Here is a 24,703-nt window from a genome sequence, read left to right as displayed (position 1 = left end):
CGTCTCAGTAGTCTACACCTGCGAGGTAGAGCCCGCAGGACGGCGCGAGGGCGGCGCATTGCGCACGGTCGCGCGCCGCCAGGATCTGGCCGAGCTTCTCCTCGGGCCAGCGTCCCGCCCCGACCATCTTCAGGCTGCCGACGATCGAGCGGACCTGATGATGCAAGAAGGAGCGGGCGTGGGCGTAGACCACGATCTCCGCGCCCTCGCGCCGGACATCGAGCCGGTCGACCGTACGGATCGGGCTGTTGGCCTGGCATTCGGCAGCGCGGAAGGTCGTGAAATCGTGCTTTCCAAGCAGAGACTTGGCGGCGCGGTCCATCGCCTCGTGGTCGAGCTTCACCGGAACGTGCCAGACGCGGCCGCGATCGAGAGCGGGCGGCGCCCGCCTGTCGAGAATGCGGTAGATGTAGTAGCGGCGCTTTGCCGAAATGCGGGCGTCGAAATCATCGGGGACGATCTCGGCGCTGAGCACGCTGACCGGGAAGCGCGCCTTCAGCCGGGCATTGCTCGCATCGCGTACGACGTCGGTCCGCCATTCCCTGTCGATATCGACATGGGCGACCTGATGCGTGGCGTGGACGCCGGCATCCGTGCGCCCGGCGCAGTGCAGCCGGACGGGGTGGCCGCAGAAGGCCTCGACCGCCTCCTCGACGCGCTGCTGCACGGACGGGTCGCTCGCCTGGCGCTGCCAGCCCGAAAACGGCGTGCCGTCATATTCGATGACGAGCTTATAGCGCGGCATCAGAGCTGGCCGCCAAAAAGTGCGAAGCGGTTTTTGGACAACGGCCCGCTCCGTTAAAGCTTGTCGCCGGCCCCGAGCCGCGCGCCGCGCAGGAACTCGGCCCCGCTCATCGGCGCCTTTCCGGCGCGCTGGACCTGCAGCAGCTTCACCGCCCCGACGGCGCAGGCGACGGTGCCCTCGTCATCGAGCAGCGTGCCCGGCTCGGCCGCGCCGCCAGCGCGCGCCGTGCGCAGGATCTTCAGCCGCTCCGGCCCCTTGCCGAGGTCGATCTCGGCGAAGGCGCCCGGGAAGGGCGAGAGGCCGCGCACCCGGTCATGCACCAGTTGCGCCGGCAGCGTCCAGTTCAGCTTGGCCTCGGCATTGGTGATCTTGGCGGCATAGGTGACGCCTTCTTCCGGCTGCGGCGTGAACTGCAGGCCGCCGCGGCCCAGCGCCGCGAGTGCGCGCACCATCAGATCGGCACCGAGGATGCTGAGCTGGTCGTGCAGTTCGCCGGCGGTCAGGTCGGGCCCGATCGGCAGCGTCTCGACCATGGCGACAGGGCCGGTGTCGAGCCCCGCCTCCATCTTCATCACGCAGACGCCGGTTTCGGCATCGCCGGCCATGATCGCGCGCTGGAGCGGCGCCGCGCCGCGCCAGCGCGGCAGCAGCGAGGCATGGAGGTTGAGGCAGCCGAGCTCGGGCAGATCGAGGATCGCCTGGGGCAGGATCATGCCATAGGCGACAACGACGGCGACATCGGCCTGATGCGAGGCGATGATCTCGGCCTGCTCCGGCGTCTTCAGCGTCGCGGGCGTGAAGACCGGGATGCCGAAGCGCTCCGCCGCCTTGTGCACAGGCGAGGGCTTGAGATCGAGGCCGCGGCCGGCCTGCGCCGGGGCGCGGGTGTAGCAGGAGACGACCTCATGCCCCTGCCCGACGATCTCGGTCAGGACCGGCACGGCGAAATCCGGCGTGCCCATGAAAATGACGCGCAAACTCATACGCTCGACTTTACCTCAGCTCCGGCATGGCACCGGAAGAATGAAACAGCCTGCCGATTACGCAGCCCGCTCGCGCTTGGCCGCCTTGGCGAATTTCTTGGTGACGCGCTCGCGCTTCAGCCGCGAGAGATGATCGATGAAGAGCACGCCATCGAGATGGTCGATCTCGTGCTGCAGGCAGGTGGCGAGCAGGCCATCGGCTGCGATCTCCAGCGTCTTGCCGTCGAGATCCATATAACGGACCTTCACCTCTGCGGGACGCTCGACCTCCTCGTAATATTCCGGGATCGAGAGGCAGCCTTCCTCATAGACGTTGAATTCCTCCGAGGACCAGGTGACCTCCGGATTGATGAAGACCTGCGGCTTTCTCGGTTCCGGCTCCTCGCCCTCCTTCGCCTCCGGCTTCGAGAGGTCGATCGTCACCACGCGCAGCGGCACGCCGATCTGGATGGCGGCGAGCCCGATGCCCGGTGCGTCGTACATCGTCTCAAACATGTCCGCGACCAGCGCCTTGATTTCGGGCGTGACAGCCGCGACCGGCTTCGAAACAAGGCGAAGCTGGGCGTCGGGCAGGATGACGAGCGGGCGAACGGACATGGGATTCCAAGGAGAAAGAGCTGTTGAGCCCGGGACATAAGCATTTGTGGGCAAGCGGTCAAACTGTTCCGCTTTCGTTCGCCATTGCTCATCGAATCGGCTAGGCTCGGCGCATGAACGAGATCGCCTTCACCCTGCTGGAGCGCCCGGTGAGCTGGGCCGAAGCCGCCCTCGGCTTCGCAGCCCTGAGCCTTGTGCTCCTGCTCATGGCCGTGATCGCCGGCTGGCGTGGCGGCAGGAGCCGCGCGATTGAGGTCGCGATGGCGGCCGAGCGCGCCCGCGAAATGGACGACAAGGTCGCGGAGATGAACCGCCAGCAGGCGGAACTCGCCGGCCGGATGCAGTCCATGGCCGAAATCCTCTCGACGCGGCAGGGCGATCTTGCCCGGCTCGTAGCCGACCGGATGGACGGGCTTAGCCACAAGGTTGGCCAGGGCCTCGAACAAAATGTCCGCCAGACCACCGAAAGCCTCGGCAAGCTGCAGGAGCGGCTCGCGGTCATCGACACCGCCCAGAAGAACCTGACCGACCTGACCTCCGAAGTGGTGACGCTCAGGGACGTGCTCGCCAACAAGCAGGCGCGCGGGGCCTATGGCCAGGGCCGGATGGAAGCGATCGTCCGCGACGGCCTGCCCGCCGCCTTCTTCACGTTCCAGCCGCAGCTTTCGAACGGGCGCCGGCCGGACTGCCTCGTGACCCTGCCGGGTGACGGGCGCGGCCTCGTCATCGACGCCAAGTTCCCGCTGGAGAGCTTCACGCTGCTGCGCGAGGCACGCGGCGACGACGCACGCAAGGCCGCCGGCCAGCGCGTGCGCAGCGATGTCGGCGTGCATGTGAAGGATATCGCCGAACGCTATTTCCTGCCCGGCGAGACGCAGGATGTCGCGCTGCTCTTCGTTCCGTCGGAATCGATCTATGCCGACCTGCACGAGCATTTCGACGATGTCGTGCAGCGCGCGCACCGGGCGCGGGTGATGATCGTCTCGCCCTCGCTGCTGGCGCTGGCGATCCAGCTGATGCAGTCGCTGGTGCGCGATGCGCGCATGCGGGAAGAGGCGCAGGTCATCCAGACCGAGGTCGGCAAGCTGCTCGACGACGTCCGCCGGCTGGGCGAGCGGGTCGACAAGCTCGATACCCATTTCCGCCAGGCGCAGGACGATGTCGGCCAGATCAAAACCTCGGCCGGCAAGGTCACCAGCCGCGCCGAGAAGATCGGCGCGCTCGATTTCGAGGACGAGAAAAGCGAGCCCAAGCTGCCCTTCGCCAAGGGGCTGGAGCTGAAGGCCGCGGCGGAGTGATCAGCCGCGGCTGAGCACCGCCGAAAGCTCAGGTTTCACGTTCAGCGTCTGGAAAACGACACAGTAGCGCTCGGTGAGCTTGAGCAGCGTGTCGAGCTTCTCCTGCGGCGCGTCGCTCTCGACGTCGAAGAAGAGGCGGATGGCCTGGAAGCCGACCGGCGCATCCTTGGCGACGCCGAGCGTGCCACGGAAATCGAGATCGCCCTCGGCCCGGACGACGCCCTTCTTCAGCTCGATCTCGAGGGCGGTGGCTACCGCCTTCAGCGTCACACCGGCGCAGGCGACCAGCGCCTCCAGCAGCATGTCGCCGGAGCAGAGCTCGGCGCCCGAGCCGCCTGAGGCGGGATGCAGGCCGGCGAGCGCGATAGCCCGGCCCGTCTCGACCTTGCAGGCGATGCGCTGATCGTCGAGCTCGCCATGGGCCTTGAGCGTGATGACCGCAGCCTCAGGATTGGTGCGGTATTCGTCCTTGAGAGGAGCCTGCAAGGCACGCAGCGCGGTGACGTCCATCATCGTGATCCTTCTGAACCGGTCAGCCGGCTTGTAGCCGCTTCAGGCCGCCGCCTCCACCTGCGGCACGGCGGGCTGGCTTTCCTTTTCGAGCGCCCGGCGCAATTCGCGACGCAAGGTGACGAAGCCGACGGAGCCCTCCTCGCGCGGACGCGCCAGCAGATTGTCGAGGTTGAAAGCGACCGGCCCCGGCTGCCGCGGCAGGACGAGGATGCGATCGGCCAGGCGCAGGGCCTCCTCGACGGAGCCCGTGGCGATGACGACGGCGGGGCGCGCTTGCATACAAAGTTCCGGCAGGAAGGCGGTGAGCCGAACGCGCGCATCGGCATCGAGCGCCGCAAAGGGCTCGTCGATCAGCAGCTGCCGCGGTCTGACCAGCAAGAGGCGGGCGATGGCGAGCCGAAGCAGCTCCTCGGGCGAGAGCGCAGCGGGCCGCTGCTTCGCCTGCCCGGAGAGGCGGAGGCGAACCAGCACATTGGCGATCAGGCCCTCGCGCTCGAACGGCGTCACATTCGGGAGGACAAAAGCCAGGTTCTCGGTCAGATCGAGCCAGGGAAAGAAGCGCGGCCGGGCGCAGAGCAGGCCGATCTCAGTCGTCGGTATCGCCGCTTCCTCATCGCCCCGCAGACCGGCGAATGCTCGCAGCGCCGCCCCACGCACCTCCGGCGCACCGAGCAGGGCGACGACCTCGCCAGCCCTGGGGCGCGGCGGAGCGTATTCGGGAGAGCGGGAGAAATCGTGAAGAGCGGCCGACATCGCTGGCTCCATCCATAACAAGGCGGAAGGAGCGCAGACGGCATCGGGCCGTCCCGTCGTTCCCGCGCTTTAGCTGCATTTGTTTCGCGCCCGCAAGCTGAGGCTCAAATCGGCGCGTGTCCTCTTCTAAGGTCCGATTGTCCTTTTTGTCAAACGATACTCACCGCCACATGCCGGCATTTTCGGCCGCCTTTTCCTGATGCGGGGCCTCGTCGCGCAAGGACGCGCATCCGCCTTTCAGGTCCGATCGTTCTGCTTGTCAAACAACACAATCACGACCGTCAATTGGCCAATCACCAGGAAGCATCCGTGGATTTTAACCCTCTCGTCCCCTTTCCACGCGTGCTAGAACAGCCCCAGACGACGGAACCGTGCCCACGTGACAGCCTCCTCCACAACGCCCACGCTCGCCCTCTCCGACATGTTGCACGACCCGGAGGCGGGCATCGCGAAGCTGTTCGAGGCGGCACGGCGCAAGGACAAGGCGGAGAAGCGGCAGTTGCTCGTGGCCGGGCTGCGGCAGTTGCTCGACGACGGCCGGGTTTCGGCCAAGGCAATCCTGACGGGTCCGCGCGGCGGCCTCGCCTGCGCGCACCGGCTCTCGGCGGTGATGGATGCCGTCGTCATCGGGCTGCACAAGGCCGCGGCCTCTTATTTCTATCCGGCCGACAACCCCTCGCAATCGGAACGGATCGCGGTCGTTGCCGTCGGCGGCTATGGCCGCGGCACGCTGGCGCCGGGCTCCGACGTGGATTTGCTCTTCCTCTTCCCGCACAAGCAGACGGCCTGGGGCGAGAGCGTGGTCGAATCCATGCTCTACCCGCTCTGGGACCTGAAGCTGAAGGTCGGCCATTCCGTACGCTCGATCGACGATTGCGTGCGCGAAGCGCGGGCGGACATGACGATCCGCACGGCCTTGCTGGAAGCGCGCTTCCTGGTGGGCGACCGGGCGCTGTTCGACGAGATGACTCGTCGCTTCAATGCCGAGGTGGTGGAGGGCACGGCCGCCGCCTTTACCGAGGCGAAGCTCGCCGAACGCGAGACGCGGGTGCAACGGGCCGGCGCCTCCCGCTATCTGGTCGAGCCGAACGTCAAGGACGGCAAGGGCGGGCTGCGGGATCTCAACACGCTGTTCTGGATCGCCAAATACTCCTACCGCGTCGACGACGTGCGCGAGCTGGTCGCGGCCGGGCTCTTCGACGAGGACGAGCTGCAGATGTTCCAGCGGTCGGAGGAATTCCTCTGGCGCGTGCGCTGCTGGCTGCATTTCATCACGGGGCGCGCCGAGGAGCGGCTCTCCTTCGACCTGCAGCGCCAGGTCGCCGCCGCCATCGGCTATGTCGGCCGCAGCGGCCAAGCCCCCGTCGAGCGCTTCATGAAGGCCTACTTCCTGATCGCCAAGGATGTCGGCGACCTCACCGCCATCGTCTGCGCCGCGCTGGAAGCGCGCCAGCAGAAGCCGCGCGCGACGCTCTCGCGGCTGTTCGACACACTGGCGAAGCGCAAGCGCGAACGCTCCCTCGGCCATCGCGACTTCAAACTGACGAGCCAGCGCCTCAACGTCATCGACGACAGCGCCTTCGAACGTGATCCGGTCAATCTGCTCAGGCTCTACGAAATCGCCAGCCGCGAGGATCTCGCGATCCACCCCGGCGCAAGCCGTCTGGTGACGCAATCGCTGAGGCTGGTGACGCCGGGCTTGCGCAACGACCCGGAAGCCAACCGCATCTTCCTCGAAATCCTCACCGCCCGGCGCTCGCCGGAGGTTGTGCTGCGTCGCATGAACGAATCCGGCCTGCTCGGCCGCTTCATCCCGGATTTCGGACGCGTCGTGGCGATGATGCAGTTCAACATGTACCACCACTATACGGTGGACGAGCATCTGATCCGGGCGATCGGCGTTCTCGCCGAGATCGATGCCGGCGCGCTCGAGGCGGAGCACCCGCTCGCCAACGAGATCATGCCGACCATCGCCAACCGGCGCGCGCTTTATGTCGCGCTGTTCCTGCACGACATCGCCAAGGGGCGGCCGGACGACCATTCGCTTGCCGGTGCCCGCATCGCGCGCAAGCTCGGCCCGCGCTTCGGCCTGACCAGCGCCCAGACCGAGACGGTGGCGTGGCTCGTCGAGCACCATCTCGACATGTCGACCGTGGCGCAGAGCCGCGACCTCGGCGACCCCAAGACGATCGAGAGCTTCGCGGCGACGGTGCAGACCCTGGAGCGGCTGAAGCTGTTGCTCGTTCTCACCGTGGCGGACATCAAGGCAGTCGGCCCCGGCGTCTGGAACGGCTGGAAGGGCCAGTTGCTGCGCACGCTCTATTACGAGACCGAGCTCGTGCTGGCCGGCGGCCATTCGGCCGTCGAGCGCAAGGCACGGGTCACCGTGAAGCAGGACGCGCTGCGCCAGCGCCTGGCGGATTGGAGCAGCGAGGAGCGCGACGCCTATATTGCGCGCCATTACCCGGCCTACTGGATCAAGGTCGATCCCGACCGCCAGGAGAAGCACGCCCGCTTCCTGCGCGAGGCCGAGCAGGCAGGGCGGACCACCGCGACCATCGTCGAGACCGACCAGTTCCGCGGCGTCACCGAGCTTACCGTTCTCGCGCCCGACCATCCGCGGCTGCTCGCCATCGTCACCGGGGCTTGCGCGGCGGCCGGCGGCAACATCGTCGACGCCCAGATCTTCACCACCAGCGACGGGCTCGTGCTCGATACCATCTCGGTTTCGCGCGCCTTCGATCGCGATGACGACGAACTGCGCCGCGCCGAGCGGATCGCGGCTGCGATCGAGCGGGCGCTGAAGGGCGAGATCAAGATCGCCGATCTGGTGGCCCAGCGCCGGGCGCCGCCGCCCCGCGGCCAGACCTTCCAGGTGCAGCCCGAGGTCATCATCGACAACGTGCTCTCGACGCGCCACACCGTGCTGGAGGTCTCCGGCCTCGACCGACCGGGGCTGCTCTACGATCTCACCACCGCAATCGGAAAGCTCAACCTTAATATCGCCTCGGCCCATATCGCGACCTTCGGCGAGAAGGCGGTCGACGTGTTCTACGTCACCGACCTGACCCATGCAAAGATCGTCTCGACAGGACGGCAGCTCTCGATCCGCAAGGCGCTGCTCGACGTCTTCACGCTCGAGGCCGAGAAGCCGGCACCCACCAAGGTCAAAATGCCAGCTCGCGCTTGATTTAACGGGCTATAAGGCCGATATCCGGCACGAACGCGGCAGCGCCCCGACGTGACCGGCCCCGGCTCGGCAAGGAGCGGCGCAGCCAGCCAGACAAAGGGACCTGAAGACACAATGACGCAGAACCCTGCGACGCAAGACCCCAATCTCGAAGCCGCGGCCGATGCCCCCGAGCAGGCCGCGGCCACCGAGGGCACCGAAGCCCTGGTCGCGAAGCTCCAGGCCGAGCGCGACGACCTCAAGGACAAGCTGCTGCGCACCCTGGCCGAGATGGAGAATCTGCGCCGCCGCACCGAGCGCGAGATCGCCGATGCGAAGGCCTATGCGGTGACGAGCTTCGCGCGCGACATGCTCGGCTCCTCGGACAATCTGCGGCGCGCCCTGGAAAGCATGCCGGAGGGAGCCCTGACGACGGCCGACGCCGCCACCAAGGCACTGCATGAAGGCGTCGAGCTGACCGAGCGCGAGTTGCTGAAAACGCTGGAACGTCACGGCGTGCGCCGTATCGACCCGCAGGGCGAGAAGTTCGACCCGCACCTGCACCAGGCTATGTTCGAGGCGCCCGACGCCGCGATCGCCAAGGGCCTCGTCTCGAAGGTGGTGCAGGTCGGCTACAAGATCGGCGAGCGCGTCCTGCGCCCGGCGCTGGTCGGCGTCTCGGCCGGCGCGCCGAAGGCTGCGGAACCGCCGGCCGGCGACGCACCCAAGCACTGACGCCGTGTTCGAGGCTGCCGGCGTCGCCATCTTCGCGCTGACCGGCGCGATCGTCGCGGCCCGCAAGGGGATGGACCCCTTCGGCTTCATCCTGCTGGCGACCGTGACCGGCGCCGGCGGCGGCACGTTGCGGGACGTCCTGCTCGGGAACAGCGCGTTCTGGGTGAACGACCCGTCCGATGTCGCGGTCTGCGTCGTGGTGGCGCTCAGCGCCTGGACGACGGCCTATTTCCGGCCCGGGCTCCTCGAGGGCTGGGCCGGCCGCAAGGTGCTGATCTGGGCCGACGCGGCCGGGCTTTCCCTTTTCGCCGTCATCGGCACCTTCAAGGGACTTTCGGCCGGCGCGCCGGTCCTGTCAGCCGTGGCGCTCGGGGCCATGACCGCCAGTTTCGGCGGCATCCTGCGCGACATTCTGGCCGGCGACAGGCCGATGGTGCTCTGGAGCCGCGATTTCTATGTCACCGCGGCGACAGCCGGAGCGGCCGTCACTGCCCTGCTGGTGGGGCTCGGCGTTCCGACCGCGGTCGTCATGCTGGGCGGCCTGACAGCCGGATTCGGGCTCAGGGCCGGTTCGCTGCTGTGGGGCTGGGCATTCCCGGGCCTGCCCGGAAAACTCTAGGCCTTTGTTTTATCGTGTTTTCTTCGCACGTCCCGGCATCCGCCTCACGCGAAACGCTCCGGGTCAGGGCTTCGTCACGCGCCTGAGCGTCAGATTGATCCGCCCGCCTTCCGGCAGAAGCGTCGAGGAGCCGGAGAGGATGCGGTCGATGCCGTGATAGGCGAGCCGCGCCTCGCCGCCGAAGAGCAGCACATCCCCGGAGGACAGCTTGAGCGAGGTGGTCTTGCCGCCGCGCTCCGTGCCGCCGATGCGAAAGATCGCGGCGTCGCCGAGCGAGACCGAGAGGACCGGGGCATCGAACTCCTGCTCGTCGCGATCCTGATGCAGCCCCATCTTCGCGTTGCTCGCATAGAAATTGACGAGACAGGCCTCCGGCGGATGAGGATAGCCGGAGAGTTCGCTCCACAGATCCAGCAAAGGCGCCGGCATGATCGGCCAGGGCTCACCGGTCTCCGGGTGTTCCGGCTGATAGCGATAGCCGCTGCTGTCGGAAACCCAGCCGAGCGGGCCGCAATTGGTCATCCGCACCGAGAAGGGTTTGCCCGTCTTCGGCATGCGCGGCTGGAAGAACGGTGCCTTGCGGGCTACCGCGCGCAGCTCCGCCAGCAGCGCCGCCTGCTCCACCGGCGCGAGCTTGTCCGGCCAATGGACGACGCCCGGCGCTACGACGAGGCGGGTCATGGTCAGAGCGTATCGAGGCCGAGCACGTCGGCCATGGAGTAGAGACCGGGCGCCCTCCCTCGCCCCCAGAGCGCGGCCTTGACCGCCCCCTGTGCGAACAGGCTGCGATCCTCGGCGACATGGGCAAGTTCGAGCCGCTCGCCCGCGCCGGCGAAGATCACCTTGTGATCGCCGACCACCGTGCCGCCGCGCAGGGCGGCAAAGCCGATCGTGCCGGGCTCGCGTGCGCCGGTGATGCCGTCGCGCACGGCGACGCGATGCTGCGCCAGATCGACGGCGCGGCCTTCCGCGGCCGCCTCGCCAAGGAGCACCGCCGTACCTGAGGGCGCATCGACCTTCATGCGGTGATGCATCTCGAGGATCTCGATGTCCCAGTCCGTGCCCAGGGTCGCCGCGACCTTGCGCACCAGCGCCGCCAGCAGGTTGACGCCGAGGCTCATATTGCCGGAGCGGATGATCGGGGTGCGGCGCGCGACATCGGCCAGCCGGGCAAGATGCGCAGGCTCCAGCCCGGTCGTGCCGACGACATGCAGGATGCCGGCCTCGGCAGCGAGATCGGCGAAGGCCATTGTCGCTTCCGGCGCTGTGAAATCGAGCACGCCATCCGCAGCGGCGAAGGCGGCGGCGGCATCGCTCGTCACGGCAATGCCGAGCGGAGGCAGACCGGCGAGCACGCCCGCATCCGTTCCAAGGGCAGCGGAGCCCGGCCGCTCGATGGCCGCCACCAGCCGGCAGCCTTCGGCCTGCGCGATGGTACGGATCAACATCCGCCCCATGCGCCCGGCGGCTCCGACGACAACGAGACGCATGTCACTCATGGCAGGCAGGCTCCGGGCTCCTTCGACGGCAAAGACGCCATGACTTGGCCAGTATCGCAATAAGCCGACCTCCGCCAGCGCAACACCCGAAAGCCGCGCAAAGCAAAACGGCCGGGTTGCCCCGGCCGCTCTGGTTTCTCGCGCGATAGCGGATCAGGCCGCCTGCTGGATGCCCGAGAGCTTCCACGCGCCGCCACGCTCGCGCAGGAAGGTCCAGTATTCCTTGACCTCCTGGGTCTGCGCCGGGTTGCCCTCGACGACCTGGCCGCTCTTGCGATCGTAGAGCGCGTTGACCAGGCTGAAGCGCATCGCGACGGTGGCATAGTCGGCATCGCCCTCGTGCCAGGCCTGCGACAGGTCGCCCTGCAGCAGCTTGACGTCGGAGACGCGGTCGGCGACGCCGCGGCGGGCATTCGCCGTCAGGTCTTCGTCGAAATAGCCGAACATTTCCGGCGTGGTGCGCTGGCGCAGGCCAGCCTCATCTTCGTTCGAATAGGCGGTGTTGATCTCCCCGAGCAGACGCTCGAAGCTGTTGAAGTCCTCGCCGGTAAGTTCGATCGGCTGGGGCTGCGCCGCGGCAGCGCCTCCGCCGAAGCCGCCCATGCGGGCCGCGGCAGGCTGGGGCGCATCATAGCCCTGACGGGCATAGGGCGCGCCCGCGCCGGCGAGCTGCGGCTCGGAGCGGCGACGGAAGAAGCGGATGGCGAGCATGATGATGCCGGCGACCAGCGCGATCTGCAGCAGGAAGCCGAGCATGCCGGCCAGCGAGGCCAGACCGCCGAAGAAGCCGGAGCCGGAGAGCAGGCCGAACAGGCCGGCGCCGAGCAGGCCGGCGCCGATGCCCATCATCATGTTGCGGGCGAAGGACGGACGGGCGGCCTGCGCCGCAGCCGCACCGGCAGAGGGGCCAGCCATAGAGGGCGACGCCGGCGAGGACGGAGGAGCGGTACGCTGGAACGGCTGGGCGCCACCCGGCGTCGTATTCGTCGCAGGCGGCGCGCTGTTGGTGAACGACCCCCGGCCGCCCGAACTGCGGCCGCCGCCCGGACGGGCTTCGGCAACGAGCGGCACGAGCATCAGGGCCCCGACTACCAGGGCGACGGCACGTCCACGACGGGCGAGCGAAATCAGAGACATTGTTCCTCCCGGAGCCCTCCATGGGCCCACCGGCTCCGAATATGGAGAGCGATCGCGATCCACGCAAGCCCTCGCCCGGCTAACAGACTGAAATCTCTTACTCTTTCAAATCAGTGCATAATTATTCGTCGTGATCGGGCCTGCGTGGTAAACTCCAGCGCCATCCCGCCAAGCAGGGAGAGTGCCATGACCGGATCCGGACCGAGGCCTCACCGACACAGGGCGTTGAGCTGGCTGCTCGCCCTCGCTGTGCTGCTTCTGATCAGCGAGGCGGCCGCCGCCGCCGAGCCGGCCATAGCGCTCGATCCGCCACGCCTCGCGCAGGCGCCGGAACCGCTCTGCTTCTGCTGGAACAACGGCCGCAAGATCGCGGAAGGATCGAACTCCTGCATTCGGACGACCCAGGGCAGCCGGCTGGCGACCTGCGGAAGGGTGGTCAACATGATGTCCTGGCAGATCACCGAGACCCCCTGCCCCGAAAGCTGACGCGCGGGCGGGACAGCGGCATCGAAACAAAAACGCCGCCGGGATTTCCCGGCGGCGTCGCTTCTCATGGCTCTTGTGGTCCTAGCGACTTCGAGACTGACCTCGTCAGAACGCTCCCAGAACGATCGCCATCATGAACACGAAGGCCGCACCCATGATCCATCGGTCGAGACGTAGCGTGATACTCATCACACCCTCCTCCTGTCATTGACCTGTCGCGGAAGCTAGCAGAACTGACGGGGGCCGCAAGGGGGCGAGACCGTGGCCGCGCGACGGCGGAGGCTAGATCACCCTTAAAACTTACTTAAAGCGTTGATTAGATTTGGGGATATTTCGCAAGACAAAACGTCACGGAAACGTCTTGCCATGCCCCTCGCCTTGCCGGCGCCACGTTTGTCCACCGGGCCTAGCCGGCTGATCTTCACGGCAACTGAGAACCTCGGCCGGGCGGCACAGGGAGCCCATAGTTAACGCGCGCGCAGCCCGAATTAAGGACCGATTCACCACCCCGCCAAAGTTAATCGGGCTGTGGCGGCCGGGGCGCAGCCGGTTGAGAAACCGTTCACCAAACGCTTCGCATTTGATAGGTCATGCGACGCGCAAAACTCGCCCTCATCGCACTGGGACTGGCCGCCGCAGCCGGCCTGGCCGGCTGCGGCAAATTCCAGAAGCCGCAGCGCGCTCCCTGGCGCGACCAGGCGGAAGCAACCTGCATGGCCGCCGGCCAGGTGCAGATTTCGAGCTATGTCAGCCTGCGTGGCAAGGCGATCGACGGCCCCGGAATCTGCGGCATGCAACAGCCGCTGAAGGTGACGGCCCTGCAGAGCGGCAGCGTCAGCCTGACGAGCCCTGCCCTGCTCGCCTGCCCTGTCGTGGCGACCACCGACCAATGGTTCGCCGAGATCGTGCAGCCCGCCGCCATGAACATCCTCGGCGCGCAGGTCATCGAGATCCGCGCCGGCTCCTATTCCTGTCGCGCGATGAACAACGGAACCTATACGACGCGCACGTCGGAGCACGCCTATGGCAATGCCGTCGACGTCTTCTCCTTCCGGCTGAACGACAGCCGCGTCGTCACCGTCAAGGATGGCTGGCGCGGCTCGCCCGAGGAACAGAACTTCCTGCGCGAGATCTTCGTCGGCGCCTGCACCTATTTCGGCACGGTACTCGGCCCTGGCGCCGATCCGATGCACTATGACCACCTCCACATCGACCTCGCCCGCCACGCCAAGGGCCGGCACATCTGCAAGCCGATCATCAAGTACACCCCGAACTACAACCTGCCGCCGCCGGACCCGGCCAGGCCCTACTCCTCGGCGCAGAACGCTCCGGCGTCTCAGCGCGGCAACGCACCGGCCGCCACTGCCTATGCCGCCGGGCCTCTGCTGCGCCAGCCGAGCGACGGCCTGCGGCCGCCCGGAGCCGTGCAGGGTGGCTACCCGGTCGCGAACAACGGGCGGGGCCAGGACCACAGCCTCGACGCACAGCAGCGCTTCCTGGACCAATACGACGCGCGGCAGCGGCAAGGGCGCTTTCAGCCCCAGCCCTTACCGAGCGAGGCGCGCGGGCCGCTCACGCTGCCCGGTGCGGTCGAGCCCTCGGAGGAGGAGGCCGTTCTCGGCGATGGCGGCGGCGGGGGCGTCGTCGACCAGCAGGGCTCCGAGGAGGCTCTGCCGATCAGCCCCGAGCGCGACCCCTTCGCCTACAGCTCCGGGCGCACCACGGCGAGGCGCTGAGGCCAGACCTAGGGCGAGACGAGCACCTGCCGGCACTCCGGCGGCAGGGCATCGAGCGACATGGGCGGCTTGGGTTTGGGTTTCGGACCCGGCTTGGGCTTGGGCGGGTTGAAGATCGCCTGGCGCTGGCGCTCGACCCAGCCGCTCAGCTCCGCCCCGCAGCCATCGCCGAAATTCGGCGGCTCCTGCCCCTGGCAACTCGCCATGCCGGCCGGGCAGGCCATGCGGATGTGGAAGTGATAGTTGTGGCCCCAGATCGGCCGGACCTTCTCGAGCCATGTTTTGTCGGCTCCAGCCTCGCGGCAAAGCGCGACCTTGAGCGCCGGATTGACGAAGATGCGCTCGACCCGGGGCTCGGCCGCAACGGCTTTGATCAGGCGGGTATGCGCCGGGGTCCAGTTGCGCGGATCGACGTCGCGCCAGTCGGAACGGGCCATGTTGACCGCCGGCATGTTCTCGCGCTCCTCCCGATCGAGCCGGCCCTTCGGCATCGGCGTCAGCCAGACATCGGCATCGAGCCCGATCTGGTGCGAGGCATGGCCGGTGAGCATCGGACCACCGCGCGGCTGTGACATATCGCCGACGAGAAGGCCCGGCCAGCCGGCGATGCGAGGCACGTCGCGGGCGAGCTTTTCGAGATAATCGATCAGGACCGGATGGCCCCAGTTGCGGTTGCGGTTGAGCCGCATCACCTGCCAGCTCGGCCCATCGACCGGCAAAGATTCGGCGCCCGCGAGGCAGCCGCGGGCATAGGAGCCAATGGCGCGCGCCTGCATGCTGGCCGGCGTGGTCTTCTGGCCGAAGAGCGCGCGAGCAGCGTCAGGATAGGCGGCGATGTTGGCGGCCCGCGTCTTCGCCTCCTGATCGGCGGTCGACTGTGCAAGGCTGGCGGCCGGCAGGAGAACCAACGACGCAAGCAGGGCAGCGATTCGGGAGGTGTTGTGCATGGCTGCAGAATCGCCGCGACCTTCGACGGCGGTCAAGCACGATAGCTGGACAAGCGGCGCGACGGATTGCAGCCTTGGGGCAACGCGGCGCAGAGCACGCTCTCAGGCGCGCGCCGACCGCGCCGGAATTTACGCCCGACGCGGAGACGGTGCCGGGCTTCGACGCATTCTCCTGGCTCGCGCTGTTCGCCCAGCGAAGACGCCGCCGTCGATCATTGCGACGATCCAGGCTGACACCAATCTGCGATCGCCGACCCCGCCGCCAGGTCGAAGATGGATCTGCTCCCCGAACGCGCCGACCGGAGCCAGGCGGAAACGGCCAGCTCCCCGCAATCCGAAATGAAGAAAATGGGGCGGCCTGATCCGGGATGCCGGCATCAAGGCCGAATAATCCCTGGGGCATCTCTTCGGAACCGGCGGTTTCCGGACAGCGTTTCCCGCTAGACCGCGCCCCGCAGGGGCGCCGATTTACGGGAGATTGCCATGTCCACCCTTCTGATCGTCCTGCTCGTCATCCTGCTGCTCGGCGGCGGCGGGTATTATGGCCACCGCAGCTACGGCACCGCCGGCCTCGGCGGCGTGCTCGGCCTCGTGCTCGTCATCGTGCTGATCCTGTGGCTGCTCGGAGCCATTGGCGGTGCGCCGATAGCGTAGGTACGCCTGTGTTCGGCAGGGAACGCGACGACCCAGGCGTCAGGCGCGGTTGTCCCAGACGGCGACGGCAGCGGCCAGATCCTCCAGCGCGACGCCGACCGATTTGAACAACGTGATGCCGCCACCCTCGATCTGGCCGGCGATCCGCCCATGGCAGAGATCGGCGAGGGTGCCGGCGACTTTGTCGGCGCTGTAGCTGCCCTCGGCAATCGCCACGGCGACATCACCGCCCTCGTCGATCGCCTTGCTGGAATCGACGATGACGCGCGCGCGATGCAGCGCGTCCGCATCGGCCTCGCGCATCTGCATGGTGAAGCCGCCGATGAGGTCGAGATGCGCCTCGCGCTTCAGCCAATGGCCATGGATCAGCGGTTCGGTCGCGTTGGTGGCGCAGGAGATAATGTCCGCCATGCGGGCCTCGCCTTCAAGGTCGGCGGTGGCGCGGGCCTCGATGCCGTCCTTCGCCAGCTCGGCGACGACAGCCTCGGCGGCTTCAGGGCGGCGCGCCCAGATCGCGATCTCCGTAAGGGGCCGGACCGCGCGATGCGCCTTGACGATGAAGGGCGAAAGCGCGCCGGCGCCGACCATCAGCATGCGGCTGGCTTCCGGATTGGACATATAGCGCGAAGCCAGGGCCGAGGCCGCGGCGGTACGCCAGGTCGTCAGGCGGTTGCCGTCCATCACCGCAAGCGGCGCGCCGGTTTCGCCGTTCATCAGCAGATAGGCGCCCATCACGCCCGGCAGGTTGCGGCGGCCGTTGCCGAAGAAGACCGAGACGATCTTCGTGCCGATATAGGGCTTGTCGACCTCCGGCCCGCTCCAGGCCGGCATGGTCAGCAGGATGGCATTCTCTTCTTCCGGCCGCTCGATCGCGTACTGGCCACGCTTGGGCGCAATGACCTCGCTGCGGAAGGCATCGTCGAGAATGTCGATCAGTGCGGGATAGCTCAGGGCCGCGTCGATCTCGGCCGCATCGAAAAGGCGCATCAATTACGTCCGCTGGTCAGGGCCGGCAGGGCAGAATCGGGAACGGCGGAGCGCAGGGCCTGCGTCTCGGAGCGCAGGGCCTCGACCTCGCGCCGGTTGCGGCGCGCGGCCTTGCGGTGCTTGCGCTGGGCAATCCAGGACGCCAGTCCGCCGACGAGGACGCCGACGGCGATCGCCGCCAGCACCACGGCAAAGAGCGGCAGCTCATAGGAAAGCGCCGGCAGGTCACGGCTGAAGGGGTCGAGCGAAACCCGCACCGGGGCACGGTTCGCCACCGAAAACAGCACGATCAGCAGCGCGACCGGAACGAGCACCAATGCCTTGAGGAAGGCTTTCATCGCGATCTCCGTGCGACAGGAACGGCCGGCCTAAGGCTCAATCTTTGCCGTTGAGGCGCAGCCGCAGCTCCTTGCCCGTCTTGAAGACGGGGACGAACTTCTCCTCGACCTCCACCGCATCGCCCGTGCGGGGGTTGCGGCCGACGCGGGCGGAGCGCGCCTTGCGCGAAAAAGCGCCGAAGCCACGCAACTCCACCCTGTCGCCACGTGCGAGAGCCTTCACAACCTCGTCCAGGATGGCCGAGACGATGTTCTCGATGTCGCGCTGATAAAGGTGGGTGTTCTGATCAGCAATCCGCTGAACGAGTTCAGACTTAATCATCGCCGGAGTATAACCATTTGTATCAACATCACTTTTCAGCGGCAGGCTGCCAGAGCGCCAAGGGCGCGTCAAGCCGCAAGCCGACCGGCTGGTCGGCTGCCCGTGCAATCGTCGCCGCCAGAGCCTCCAGCCCCGCACCACGTGCCATCGCCTCGGCCAGGCTCCAGAGCCCAAAGGACGAGGATTCGCTGCGGCGACGCCAGTCCCGCACCTTGAGATCCTTGGCGACGCCCTTTTCGCGCTCGAGCCATGTGATCGCTTCGGCCTCACCGCCGATCTGGTCGACCAGCTTCAGCCCCAGCGCCTGACGGCCAGAATGGACCCGTCCATCCGAGACGGTCGCCAATTCGGCATCGGCGAGGTGGCGGCGGTCGCGGACCATCTGCTTGAACCAGGCGTAATTGTCGTCGACGACGCGCTGGAGCGCCTCGCGCGCCTCCGGAGAGGTCGGCTCGAAGCCGCTCGGCGCCGCCTTGAGCGGGCTCGATTTGATCGACTCGACCTTGACGCCGACCGTGTCCAGCAGATGCGAGACATTGGGGAACTGGAAGAGGACGCCGATCGAGCCGACGAGCGAGGTCTGGCGTGCGACGATGCGGTCGGCACCCATGGCGGCGATATAGCCACCCGACGCAGCGACGCCATCGACCACGGCGATCATCGGCTTCTTGGCCGCAAGCTGGCGCAGCGCCGTATGTAATGCCTCCGAGCCGGAGGTGGTGCCGCCGGGGCTGTCGACCCTGAGCACGACGGCGGAGACGGCGCTGCTGTCCTCGACAGACTTGATCAGATCGAGCGTGCGGCGATCGCCGGAGATGAAGCCGGAGACGGTGATGCGCGCGATATGCGCGCTCGACAGACTCGCAGGGCTATCGCCCCTCCAGGCGAGGCCGCCGACCACCGCGGCGACGATCACGCCGAGCACGGCGAGCACGCGCCAAAGCGTCAGCTTGCGCCGCAGGCTGCGGCGATCTGCGAGCAGATCTGCGTCGGACGACATCGGGCACTCCTGGCGGCTGTGGGTCCGTGATGTAGACCCGCCATGCCGGGCGGGCAAGGCGCGAGCTTGGCCTTTAGGCCGCGACCGAGGCGCGCGCCCGGTCGAGCGCCAGCAATGCGAGGCCGCTCGCGACCGAGCGGAAGGCATCGCCGATATGGACTTTCCCGGCGCCGAAGCGGCGATCGAACAGGCGGCGCACCGCCGGGACATAGGAGGTGCCGCCGGTCATGAAGACCGCCTCGATCCGATCTCCGCCAAGCCCTGCCTCGGCCAGCGCGCGGTCAAGCGCAGCTTCGATCGCACCGACATCCTCGGCGATCCAGCGCTCGAAATCGGTCCGGCGGATCGCCTTCTCGATGACGACGCCCATCTGGCTGAAGCTCAGCGTCGTCATCTCGTTGTCGGAAAGCGCGACCTTGGTTGCGGAGACAGCGCGGTAGAGCTCGTAGCCGAGATCGTATTCGATCACCGTCAGCAGGTCCTCGAGCTTGGCCGGCTCGACCGCCTCGCGGATCAGGGCGTTGAGCTCGGCCATGGTCTCGCGGCTCTTCATCAGCGAGAGCTTGTGCCATTGCGCGAAGGCGGCGTGGTAATGCGCGGGCACCGGCAGGAGCTTGTCGAAGGAGCGGTACTCCGTGCCCTTGCCCAGCGCCGGCGAGACCGCATGCTCGATGATGCGGTAGTCGAAGGTATCGCCGGCGACGCCGACGCCGGCGTGGGAGAGCGGGATCGCCTCCAGACCGCCATTGCGGCCGGGCTCGAAGCGCATCACCGAGAAGTCGCTGGTGCCGCCGCCGAAATCCGCGACCAGCATGGTCTGCGGCGTCTTGAGGTCACGGGCGTACCAATAGGCGGCGCCGAGCGGCTCATAGGCGAAATCGACCTGCTCCATGCCGGCCTTGCCGTAGGAGGCCTTCAGGCGGCCGACCGCCAGTTCCTCGTCGGGGCGCTCGCCGGCGAAGACGACCGGGCGGCCGGAAACCAGCGGCAATTCGTCATGGCCGGGCAGGTCCGTCGTCAGGTCGGACAGGAAGACGCCGATCAGATCCTCCAGCCGGAAGAGCTTGCCGAACAGCCGCGTCTCCTGAAAGGCGCGGCTCGAAAGATGGGTCTTGAGCGACTGCAGGAAGCGATGCTCGGTCGTCATGCCCAGGGCCATGTCGAGCGCATCGGGGCCGCTGACATGGGTGATGCGGGTCTCAGGGGGACGGCCCTCGCGCCAGAACATCAGCGCCGAGCGGTAAGCGTCGACCGCGCCCTGCTTGGTGGCGAAGGAGCGCGTCATGACCGAGCCGTCCGCTCCCGCCAGCGCGACGACGCTGTTGGTGGTGCCGAAGTCGATGCCGATGGCGGCGGGGGGCATGGCGAGTTCCTCGTGTTGCGTCATGGTCGGGCTTGACCCGACCATCTCGGAAACCAGCGGACTCTGGTCACGAGATTCTCGGGTCTGCGCTTCGCTCCGCCCGAGAATGACGGGCAGGACCGAAACAAAAGCCCGCGCGGATCGCTCCGCGCGGGCTGTCTTGAATGTCCGGCCGCTTGCGCAGCCGAAACCTCACTTCTTGTCGGTGGCCTTCTTGAGGGCCGCGCCGAGGATGTCGCCGAGCGAGGCGCCGGAATCGGCGGAGCCGTACTGGGCCATCGCCTCCTTCTCCTCGGCCATCTCCAGGGCCTTGATCGAGACCTGGATCTTGCGGGCCTTCTTGTCGAAGAGCACGACGCGGGCGTCGATGCGCTCGCCGGCCGCGAAGCGCTCGGGGCGCTGCTCGGAGCGATCACGCGCCAGCTCGGCACGCTTGATGAAGGTCATCATGTCGGTGTCGGCGATCTTGACGTCGAGACCCGACTCCTTCACCTCGACCACCTCACAGGTGACGATCTGGCCCTTCTTGAACTCGCCGGCATCCACGAAGGGATCGCCGCCAAGCTGCTTCAGGCCGAGCGAGATACGCTCCTTCTCGACGTCCACATCGAGAACGACGGCCTGCAGGACGTCGCCCTTCTTGTATTCCTCGATGACCTGCTCGCCCGGACGGTTCCAGTCGAGATCCGAGAGGTGGATCATGCCGTCGATGTCGCCTTCCAGGCCCAGGAACAGACCGAACTCGGTCTTGTTCTTGACCTCGCCCTCGACCGTCGAACCGGCCGGGTGCTGCTCCGCGAAGAGCTCCCACGGATTGCGCAGGGTCTGCTTGAGGCCGAGCGAGATGCGGCGCTTGACGGGATCGACCTCGAGGATCGCAACGTCGACTTCCTGCGAGGTCGAGACGATCTTGCCGGGGTGGACGTTCTTCTTGGTCCAGGACATCTCGGAGACGTGGATCAGGCCTTCGATGCCCGGCTCCACTTCGACGAACGCGCCGTAGTCCGTGATGTTGGTCACGCGGCCCTTGAGGCGGGTGCCGACCGGGTAACGCTCGGCGATGCCATCCCACGGATCGGCCAGCAGCTGCTTGATGCCGAGCGAGATGCGGTGCGTGTCCTGGTTGATCTTGATGATCTTGACCTTGACCGTCTGGCCGATGGTCACGACCTCGGACGGGTGGTTCACGCGGCGCCACGCCATGTCGGTGACGTGCAGCAGGCCGTCAATGCCGCCGAGGTCAACGAACGCACCGTATTCGGTGATGTTCTTGACGACGCCGTCGATGACCTGGCCCTCTTCGAGCGAGGCGACGAGCTCGGAACGAGCCTCGGCGCGGGTCTCTTCGAGGACGGTGCGGCGCGACACGACGATGTTGCCGCGGCGGCGATCCATCTTGAGGATCTCGAAGGGCTGCGGCTGGCCCATCAGCGGGCCGACGTCGCGGATCGGACGGATGTCGACTTGGCTGCGCGGCAGGAAGGCCACGGCGCCGTCGAGATCGACGGTGTAACCGCCCTTGACGGTGTTGAAGATCATGCCGGTGACCTTCTCGCGGGCCTCGAAGGCCTTCTCGAGCTTGACCCAGCTCTCTTCGCGGCGAGCCTTGTCGCGCGAGATGACGGCTTCGCCGAGCGCGTTCTCGATCCGGTCGAGATAAACCTCGACCTCGTCGCCGACGCCGATCTCCTGCTCACGGCCGGGGCCGGTGAATTCCTTGAGCGCGACGCGACCTTCGGTCTTCAGACCGACGTCGATGATCGCCATGTCCTTCTCAATGGCAACAACCTTGCCCTTGATGACGGTACCTTCCATCGCCTCGTTGCGGGCGAAGGACTCTTCGAGAAGGGCGGCGAAATCCTCGCGACCCGCGCTGTAGCTCTCAACTGCAGACATGTAATCTCCTGGGAGCCGGCCGCGTATCCCGCGGATGTCCGGCTTGGGCGCCTGGGCTAGTGTTGCGTTCCGGACCGCGACCGTCAGCTTCTCCTTTCGGAGGAATCCCGCCCCGACATATCGGGGCCGGAGGCGCCGTGCCGCCGGTTCGATCCGTATCCAAAGAGCCCGCTTCCAGCACGAAACGGGAGCAGGTCTCGAAGACCGCCCCCGGCGCATGATCGATCACGGCCCTTCGGACAAGGGCGATGTAATCCACTCCAGCCGTCAGAGCAAGCTTTCTGCCGCTTTTCCGAGGTCCCCGGCCGTGCCAGTGTGCATGCTCCGGGGCCGGCACAAGGGGAGCTTTGCATGGGCTGGGTCATTCTGGGGCTGATCGTGGCCGTCGTCGCCTATGCGATCATGACCTATAACGGGCTCGTCACGATGCGGCAGCGCGTCAACCAGGCCTTCGCCGACATCGACGTCCAGCTCAAGCAGCGCCACGACCTGATCCCCAACCTCGTCGAGACGGTGAAGGGCTACGCAACGCACGAGAAGTCGACACTCGACGCGGTGATCGCCGCGCGCAACGCGGCACAGGGCGCAAGCGGCGTGCACGACAAGGCTGCCGCCGAGCAGCAGCTTTCCGGCGCCGTCGGGCGGCTGCTGGCGCTGGGAGAGGCCTATCCCGACCTCAAGGCCAGCGCGAACTTCCAGCAACTCCAGGTCGATCTCGGCAATGTCGAGGACAAGCTGGCCGCGGCGCGGCGATTCTTCAACAATGCGGTGGGCGAGTTCAACGCGGCGATCCAGGCCTTCCCGGCCATGCTCTTTGCGCCGCAGATGGGCTTCACGCAACGCGAATTCTTCGATGTCGGCGAGACCGCACGCGCCCAGATCGAGGTCGCGCCGAGCGTGAAGTTCTAGCGCAAGACTGCCGGCGGCAGGGGGAGCGGCTGCGATGGCCCAGGCCTTCGGGCTCTATACCCACCAGCGCAACAACCGGATCAGGTCCAACCTCCTGATCGCCGGGCTTTTCCTGCTCGTCTATCTCACCGCCTGGGGGCTGTTGCTGATCGCCTATGGCTATGGCGGCGTGCCGCGCGGACAAACCGTCTTCGGCGAGGCGAACCGCATCTTCCGCTCCTGGTTTCCCTTCGTCACGCTGACGACGATCCTCTGGATCTTCGTCGGCTTCCGCATCAACGTCGCGCTGATCGGCGCGGTGACCGGCGCCAGGGGCATCGGGCGCGAGGACAACCCCAAGCTCTACCGGATGCTGGAGAATCTCTGCATCTCGCGTGGCCTGCCGATGCCGAAGCTCGCGATCGTCGAGAGCGACGCGCTCAACGCCTTCGCCAGCGGCGTCAACGACAAGCAATTCACGGTCAGCGTCACCAGCGGGCTCCTCGCCCAGCTCAACGACGCCGAGGTCGAGGCGGTTCTCGCCCATGAGCTGACCCATATCCGCAACGGCGATGTCCGGTTGATGGTGGTCGCCGTGGTGATCGCCGGCGTCGTCTCCTTCATCGGCGAGATCGTTTTCCGCGGTTTCGGCCGCAGCAGGATCAGGGTTTCGTCGGACGATTCCAAGAAGGGCAACGGGTTGGCGATCGTCGTCGGTGTCGCGGTGATCGCGATCTCCTGGTTCCTGGCCATTCTGATCCGGCTGTCTCTGTCGCGCTCGCGCGAATATCTGGCCGATGCCGGAGCGGTCGAGCTGACCAAGAATCCGGATGCGATGATCTCCGCCCTGCTCAAGATCTCCGGCCGGGCCGATATCGAGGGCGTTCCCTCCGGCGTGATGGACATGTGCTTCGAGAACGATCCGGACGATTTCGCCGACCTGTTCTCGACCCACCCTTCCGTCACCAAGCGCGTGCAGGCGTTGATCGAGACAGCGGGCGGGCGCATGCCGGAGATGCCGCCGCACCCGCCCAAGCTCGCCGAGCGTCAGGACCTGCCGACCATGGTCGAGGAGACGGTGGCACGCGGCCCCTGGTCCCGCCCGCCGCAAGCGCCCGGCCAAGGCTGATCAGGCGACGACCAGCTTCGCGGGGTCGACTTCGAAAACGACGGGGAAGAAGGTGCTCCAGCGGTTCCAGCGCTGCGTCCCGGCCTCGCTGACCGCACAGAGCTTGCCATCCGGCGCGCGGCCGAGGTCTTCGATGCCGCCAGGGGCCGCGTAACGCGCCAGAACCGCGCCGGTGCGGCTGTCGAGCCTCGAGAGGAATGCGGGTCGATTGCCGGCGCTCTGCGCTATCCAGATGCTCCCGTCATCGTCGAAAGTTGCGCCCTGCGCGAAGAGCGGCAGCGGGACGGTCGCATCCGCATCCGCCAGGCCGATCGCCGCCTCGCTCCCGGACAACACCCGCGCGACCGGCACGGCATGGAGGCTGGGCGTGCCCTCCCGGCGGAAGGGGCCGAACCAGAGCCTGTCGCCGGATGCGGCAAGGAACGAAGGGCCCATCGCCTTGTCGACGCGCGCCTCCTTCAGCGGAACGCATTCCCCGGTGCGACAGGATTCCCTGAAATCGAGTGCGAGCAGGCGCCCCGAATTGGCAACGAACAGCGTGTCCTTGACCATGGCGAGGCCGCCCGGATGGCCATAAGTCGCCGGCAAGGCGAAGCTACCGAGCAAGCGCCCATCGGTACGCGACAGGCGAAAGAGCCGGGACGGACCATTCTCCTGATCACGCTCGCTGCTGCGATAGGCGGCGATCAGGATCTCGTCCCGATAAACCGTCAGCCCCTGGGGAATGTAGCCTTCGTTCAGCCCCGGAGACCAATAACGGCGACCGATGGCAGGCTCGTTGGGCACGGCGCTGAGTTCGCGCGTGTCGTAACCCGGCGCATCGCCCGGCAAAGACGGACGCGCCAGCGCAGCGGGAGCCAGGCATAGACCTGCCCCCGCCGCCAAGAGACGGCGGCGATCGACGATCAC

25 protein-coding genes are annotated in these 24,703 nt (G+C 67.2%); 9 read left to right on the top strand and 16 right to left on the bottom strand.

Features of this window, described 5'->3' with window-relative positions; all coding sequences use genetic code 11:
• Positions 1-4 precede the first annotated feature (4 nt).
• The 3 genes from truA to def are packed head-to-tail and all read right to left on the bottom strand — an operon-like array spanning position 5 to position 2,325.
• Positions 5-745: a tRNA pseudouridine(38-40) synthase TruA gene (gene truA, locus AC1DEZ_RS23675; protein ID WP_441513616.1), complete on the bottom strand. Its 741-nt coding sequence runs from the start codon at positions 743-745 to the stop codon at positions 5-7.
• A gap of 53 nt (positions 746-798) precedes the next feature.
• Positions 799-1,728: a methionyl-tRNA formyltransferase gene (gene fmt / locus AC1DEZ_RS23670; protein ID WP_441513615.1), complete on the bottom strand. Its 930-nt coding sequence runs from the start codon at positions 1,726-1,728 to the stop codon at positions 799-801.
• 57 nt (positions 1,729-1,785) lie between these two features.
• Complete coding sequence (def, locus tag AC1DEZ_RS23665; protein ID WP_441513614.1) at positions 1,786-2,325, bottom strand: peptide deformylase; 540 nt, start codon at positions 2,323-2,325, stop codon at positions 1,786-1,788.
• A gap of 113 nt (positions 2,326-2,438) precedes the next feature.
• On the opposite strand from def, the gene AC1DEZ_RS23660 reads away from it, so the two are divergent.
• Entirely contained in the window at positions 2,439-3,623 is a 1,185-nt protein-coding gene (locus tag AC1DEZ_RS23660) for a DNA recombination protein RmuC (protein ID WP_441513613.1), read from the top strand.
• Here AC1DEZ_RS23660 and AC1DEZ_RS23655 read toward each other — a convergent pair whose 3' ends face one another.
• Both AC1DEZ_RS23655 and AC1DEZ_RS23650 read right to left on the bottom strand, forming a co-directional pair.
• On the bottom strand, positions 3,624-4,133 hold the full coding sequence (locus AC1DEZ_RS23655) for an OsmC family protein (RefSeq protein ID WP_441513710.1): 510 nt from the start codon (positions 4,131-4,133) through the stop codon (positions 3,624-3,626).
• Positions 4,134-4,175: 42 nt separating this feature from the next.
• A complete protein-coding gene (locus AC1DEZ_RS23650; protein ID WP_441513612.1) occupies positions 4,176-4,889 on the bottom strand; it encodes an ATP-binding cassette domain-containing protein in 714 nt (237 codons plus the stop codon).
• A gap of 421 nt (positions 4,890-5,310) precedes the next feature.
• Between AC1DEZ_RS23650 and AC1DEZ_RS23645 the strand changes: the two genes are divergently transcribed.
• The 3 genes from AC1DEZ_RS23645 to AC1DEZ_RS23635 all read left to right on the top strand — a co-directional run bounded on the left by AC1DEZ_RS23645 (position 5,311) and on the right by AC1DEZ_RS23635 (position 9,412).
• Positions 5,311-8,079 carry a [protein-PII] uridylyltransferase gene (locus tag AC1DEZ_RS23645; RefSeq protein ID WP_441513709.1) on the top strand — a complete coding sequence of 923 codons (2,769 nt, stop codon included), beginning with the start codon at positions 5,311-5,313 and terminating at the stop codon, positions 8,077-8,079.
• A gap of 114 nt (positions 8,080-8,193) precedes the next feature.
• Positions 8,194-8,793, top strand: coding sequence for a nucleotide exchange factor GrpE (gene grpE / locus AC1DEZ_RS23640; protein ID WP_441513611.1), 600 nt, complete (start codon positions 8,194-8,196; stop codon positions 8,791-8,793).
• Between the two features lie 4 nt (positions 8,794-8,797).
• Positions 8,798-9,412 (top strand): trimeric intracellular cation channel family protein, encoded by a 615-nt coding sequence (locus AC1DEZ_RS23635; protein ID WP_441513610.1) that lies wholly within the window; start codon positions 8,798-8,800, stop codon positions 9,410-9,412.
• 63 nt (positions 9,413-9,475) lie between these two features.
• On the opposite strand, the gene AC1DEZ_RS23630 is transcribed toward AC1DEZ_RS23635, so the two are convergent.
• From AC1DEZ_RS23630 to AC1DEZ_RS23620, 3 genes are all read right to left on the bottom strand, one after another.
• A complete protein-coding gene (locus tag AC1DEZ_RS23630) occupies positions 9,476-10,093 on the bottom strand; it encodes an alpha-ketoglutarate-dependent dioxygenase AlkB family protein (protein ID WP_441513609.1) in 618 nt (205 codons plus the stop codon).
• Between the two features lie 2 nt (positions 10,094-10,095).
• Positions 10,096-10,902: a 4-hydroxy-tetrahydrodipicolinate reductase gene (gene dapB, locus AC1DEZ_RS23625; RefSeq protein WP_441513708.1), complete on the bottom strand. Its 807-nt coding sequence runs from the start codon at positions 10,900-10,902 to the stop codon at positions 10,096-10,098.
• Between the two features lie 162 nt (positions 10,903-11,064).
• Entirely contained in the window at positions 11,065-12,048 is a 984-nt protein-coding gene (locus tag AC1DEZ_RS23620) for a Tim44 domain-containing protein (protein ID WP_441513608.1), read from the bottom strand.
• A 186-nt stretch (positions 12,049-12,234) separates the two neighbouring features.
• Between AC1DEZ_RS23620 and AC1DEZ_RS23615 the strand changes: the two genes are divergently transcribed.
• Together AC1DEZ_RS23615 and AC1DEZ_RS23610 are read left to right on the top strand one after the other, a co-directional pair.
• The gene (locus AC1DEZ_RS23615; RefSeq protein ID WP_441513607.1) at positions 12,235-12,534 is read left to right on the top strand and encodes a hypothetical protein; all 300 of its coding nucleotides are present in this window, start codon (positions 12,235-12,237) and stop codon (positions 12,532-12,534) included.
• Positions 12,535-13,124: 590 nt separating this feature from the next.
• Positions 13,125-14,270, top strand: a complete 1,146-nt coding sequence (locus tag AC1DEZ_RS23610; protein ID WP_441513606.1) for an extensin-like domain-containing protein — start codon at positions 13,125-13,127, stop codon at positions 14,268-14,270.
• Positions 14,271-14,278: 8 nt separating this feature from the next.
• Here AC1DEZ_RS23610 and mepA read toward each other — a convergent pair whose 3' ends face one another.
• Entirely contained in the window at positions 14,279-15,217 is a 939-nt protein-coding gene (gene mepA, locus AC1DEZ_RS23605; RefSeq protein WP_441513605.1) for a penicillin-insensitive murein endopeptidase, read from the bottom strand.
• Positions 15,218-15,700: 483 nt separating this feature from the next.
• Here mepA and AC1DEZ_RS23600 point away from each other — a divergent pair, with 483 nt between their 5' ends.
• On the top strand, positions 15,701-15,871 hold the full coding sequence (locus AC1DEZ_RS23600; RefSeq protein ID WP_441513604.1) for a DUF3309 family protein: 171 nt from the start codon (positions 15,701-15,703) through the stop codon (positions 15,869-15,871).
• A gap of 39 nt (positions 15,872-15,910) precedes the next feature.
• Here the strand turns inward: AC1DEZ_RS23600 and lhpI are convergent, their stop codons facing one another.
• The 6 genes from lhpI to rpsA all read right to left on the bottom strand — a co-directional run bounded on the left by lhpI (position 15,911) and on the right by rpsA (position 21,777).
• Positions 15,911-16,858, bottom strand: a complete 948-nt coding sequence (gene lhpI, locus AC1DEZ_RS23595; protein ID WP_441513603.1) for a bifunctional Delta(1)-pyrroline-2-carboxylate/Delta(1)-piperideine-2-carboxylate reductase — start codon at positions 16,856-16,858, stop codon at positions 15,911-15,913.
• Positions 16,858-17,196, bottom strand: a complete 339-nt coding sequence (locus tag AC1DEZ_RS23590) for a LapA family protein (protein ID WP_441513602.1) — start codon at positions 17,194-17,196, stop codon at positions 16,858-16,860. Before AC1DEZ_RS23590 ends, lhpI begins: the two co-directional genes overlap by 1 nt.
• Before the next feature lie 37 nt (positions 17,197-17,233).
• Positions 17,234-17,518, bottom strand: a complete 285-nt coding sequence (ihfB, locus tag AC1DEZ_RS23585) for an integration host factor subunit beta (RefSeq protein WP_441513707.1) — start codon at positions 17,516-17,518, stop codon at positions 17,234-17,236.
• A gap of 28 nt (positions 17,519-17,546) precedes the next feature.
• A complete protein-coding gene (gene sppA, locus AC1DEZ_RS23580; protein ID WP_441513601.1) occupies positions 17,547-18,518 on the bottom strand; it encodes a signal peptide peptidase SppA in 972 nt (323 codons plus the stop codon).
• Between the two features lie 73 nt (positions 18,519-18,591).
• The gene (locus AC1DEZ_RS23575; protein WP_476780890.1) at positions 18,592-19,881 is read right to left on the bottom strand and encodes an Hsp70 family protein; all 1,290 of its coding nucleotides are present in this window, start codon (positions 19,879-19,881) and stop codon (positions 18,592-18,594) included.
• A gap of 192 nt (positions 19,882-20,073) precedes the next feature.
• Positions 20,074-21,777: a 30S ribosomal protein S1 gene (gene rpsA, locus AC1DEZ_RS23570; protein ID WP_441513599.1), complete on the bottom strand. Its 1,704-nt coding sequence runs from the start codon at positions 21,775-21,777 to the stop codon at positions 20,074-20,076.
• 351 nt (positions 21,778-22,128) lie between these two features.
• Here rpsA and AC1DEZ_RS23565 point away from each other — a divergent pair, with 351 nt between their 5' ends.
• Together AC1DEZ_RS23565 and AC1DEZ_RS23560 are read left to right on the top strand one after the other, a co-directional pair.
• Entirely contained in the window at positions 22,129-22,686 is a 558-nt protein-coding gene (locus tag AC1DEZ_RS23565) for a LemA family protein (protein ID WP_441513598.1), read from the top strand.
• A gap of 34 nt (positions 22,687-22,720) precedes the next feature.
• Positions 22,721-23,794 carry a M48 family metallopeptidase gene (locus AC1DEZ_RS23560; protein ID WP_441513597.1) on the top strand — a complete coding sequence of 358 codons (1,074 nt, stop codon included), beginning with the start codon at positions 22,721-22,723 and terminating at the stop codon, positions 23,792-23,794.
• Here the strand turns inward: AC1DEZ_RS23560 and AC1DEZ_RS23555 are convergent, their stop codons facing one another.
• Entirely contained in the window at positions 23,795-24,703 is a 909-nt protein-coding gene (locus AC1DEZ_RS23555; RefSeq protein ID WP_441513596.1) for an NHL repeat-containing protein, read from the bottom strand.

The sequence above is a fragment of the Allobosea sp. 10L422 genome (assembly GCF_056395345.1).
The sequence above is the reverse complement of the archived record's forward strand: the minus strand, read 5'-3'. Positions and strand labels throughout refer to the sequence as shown.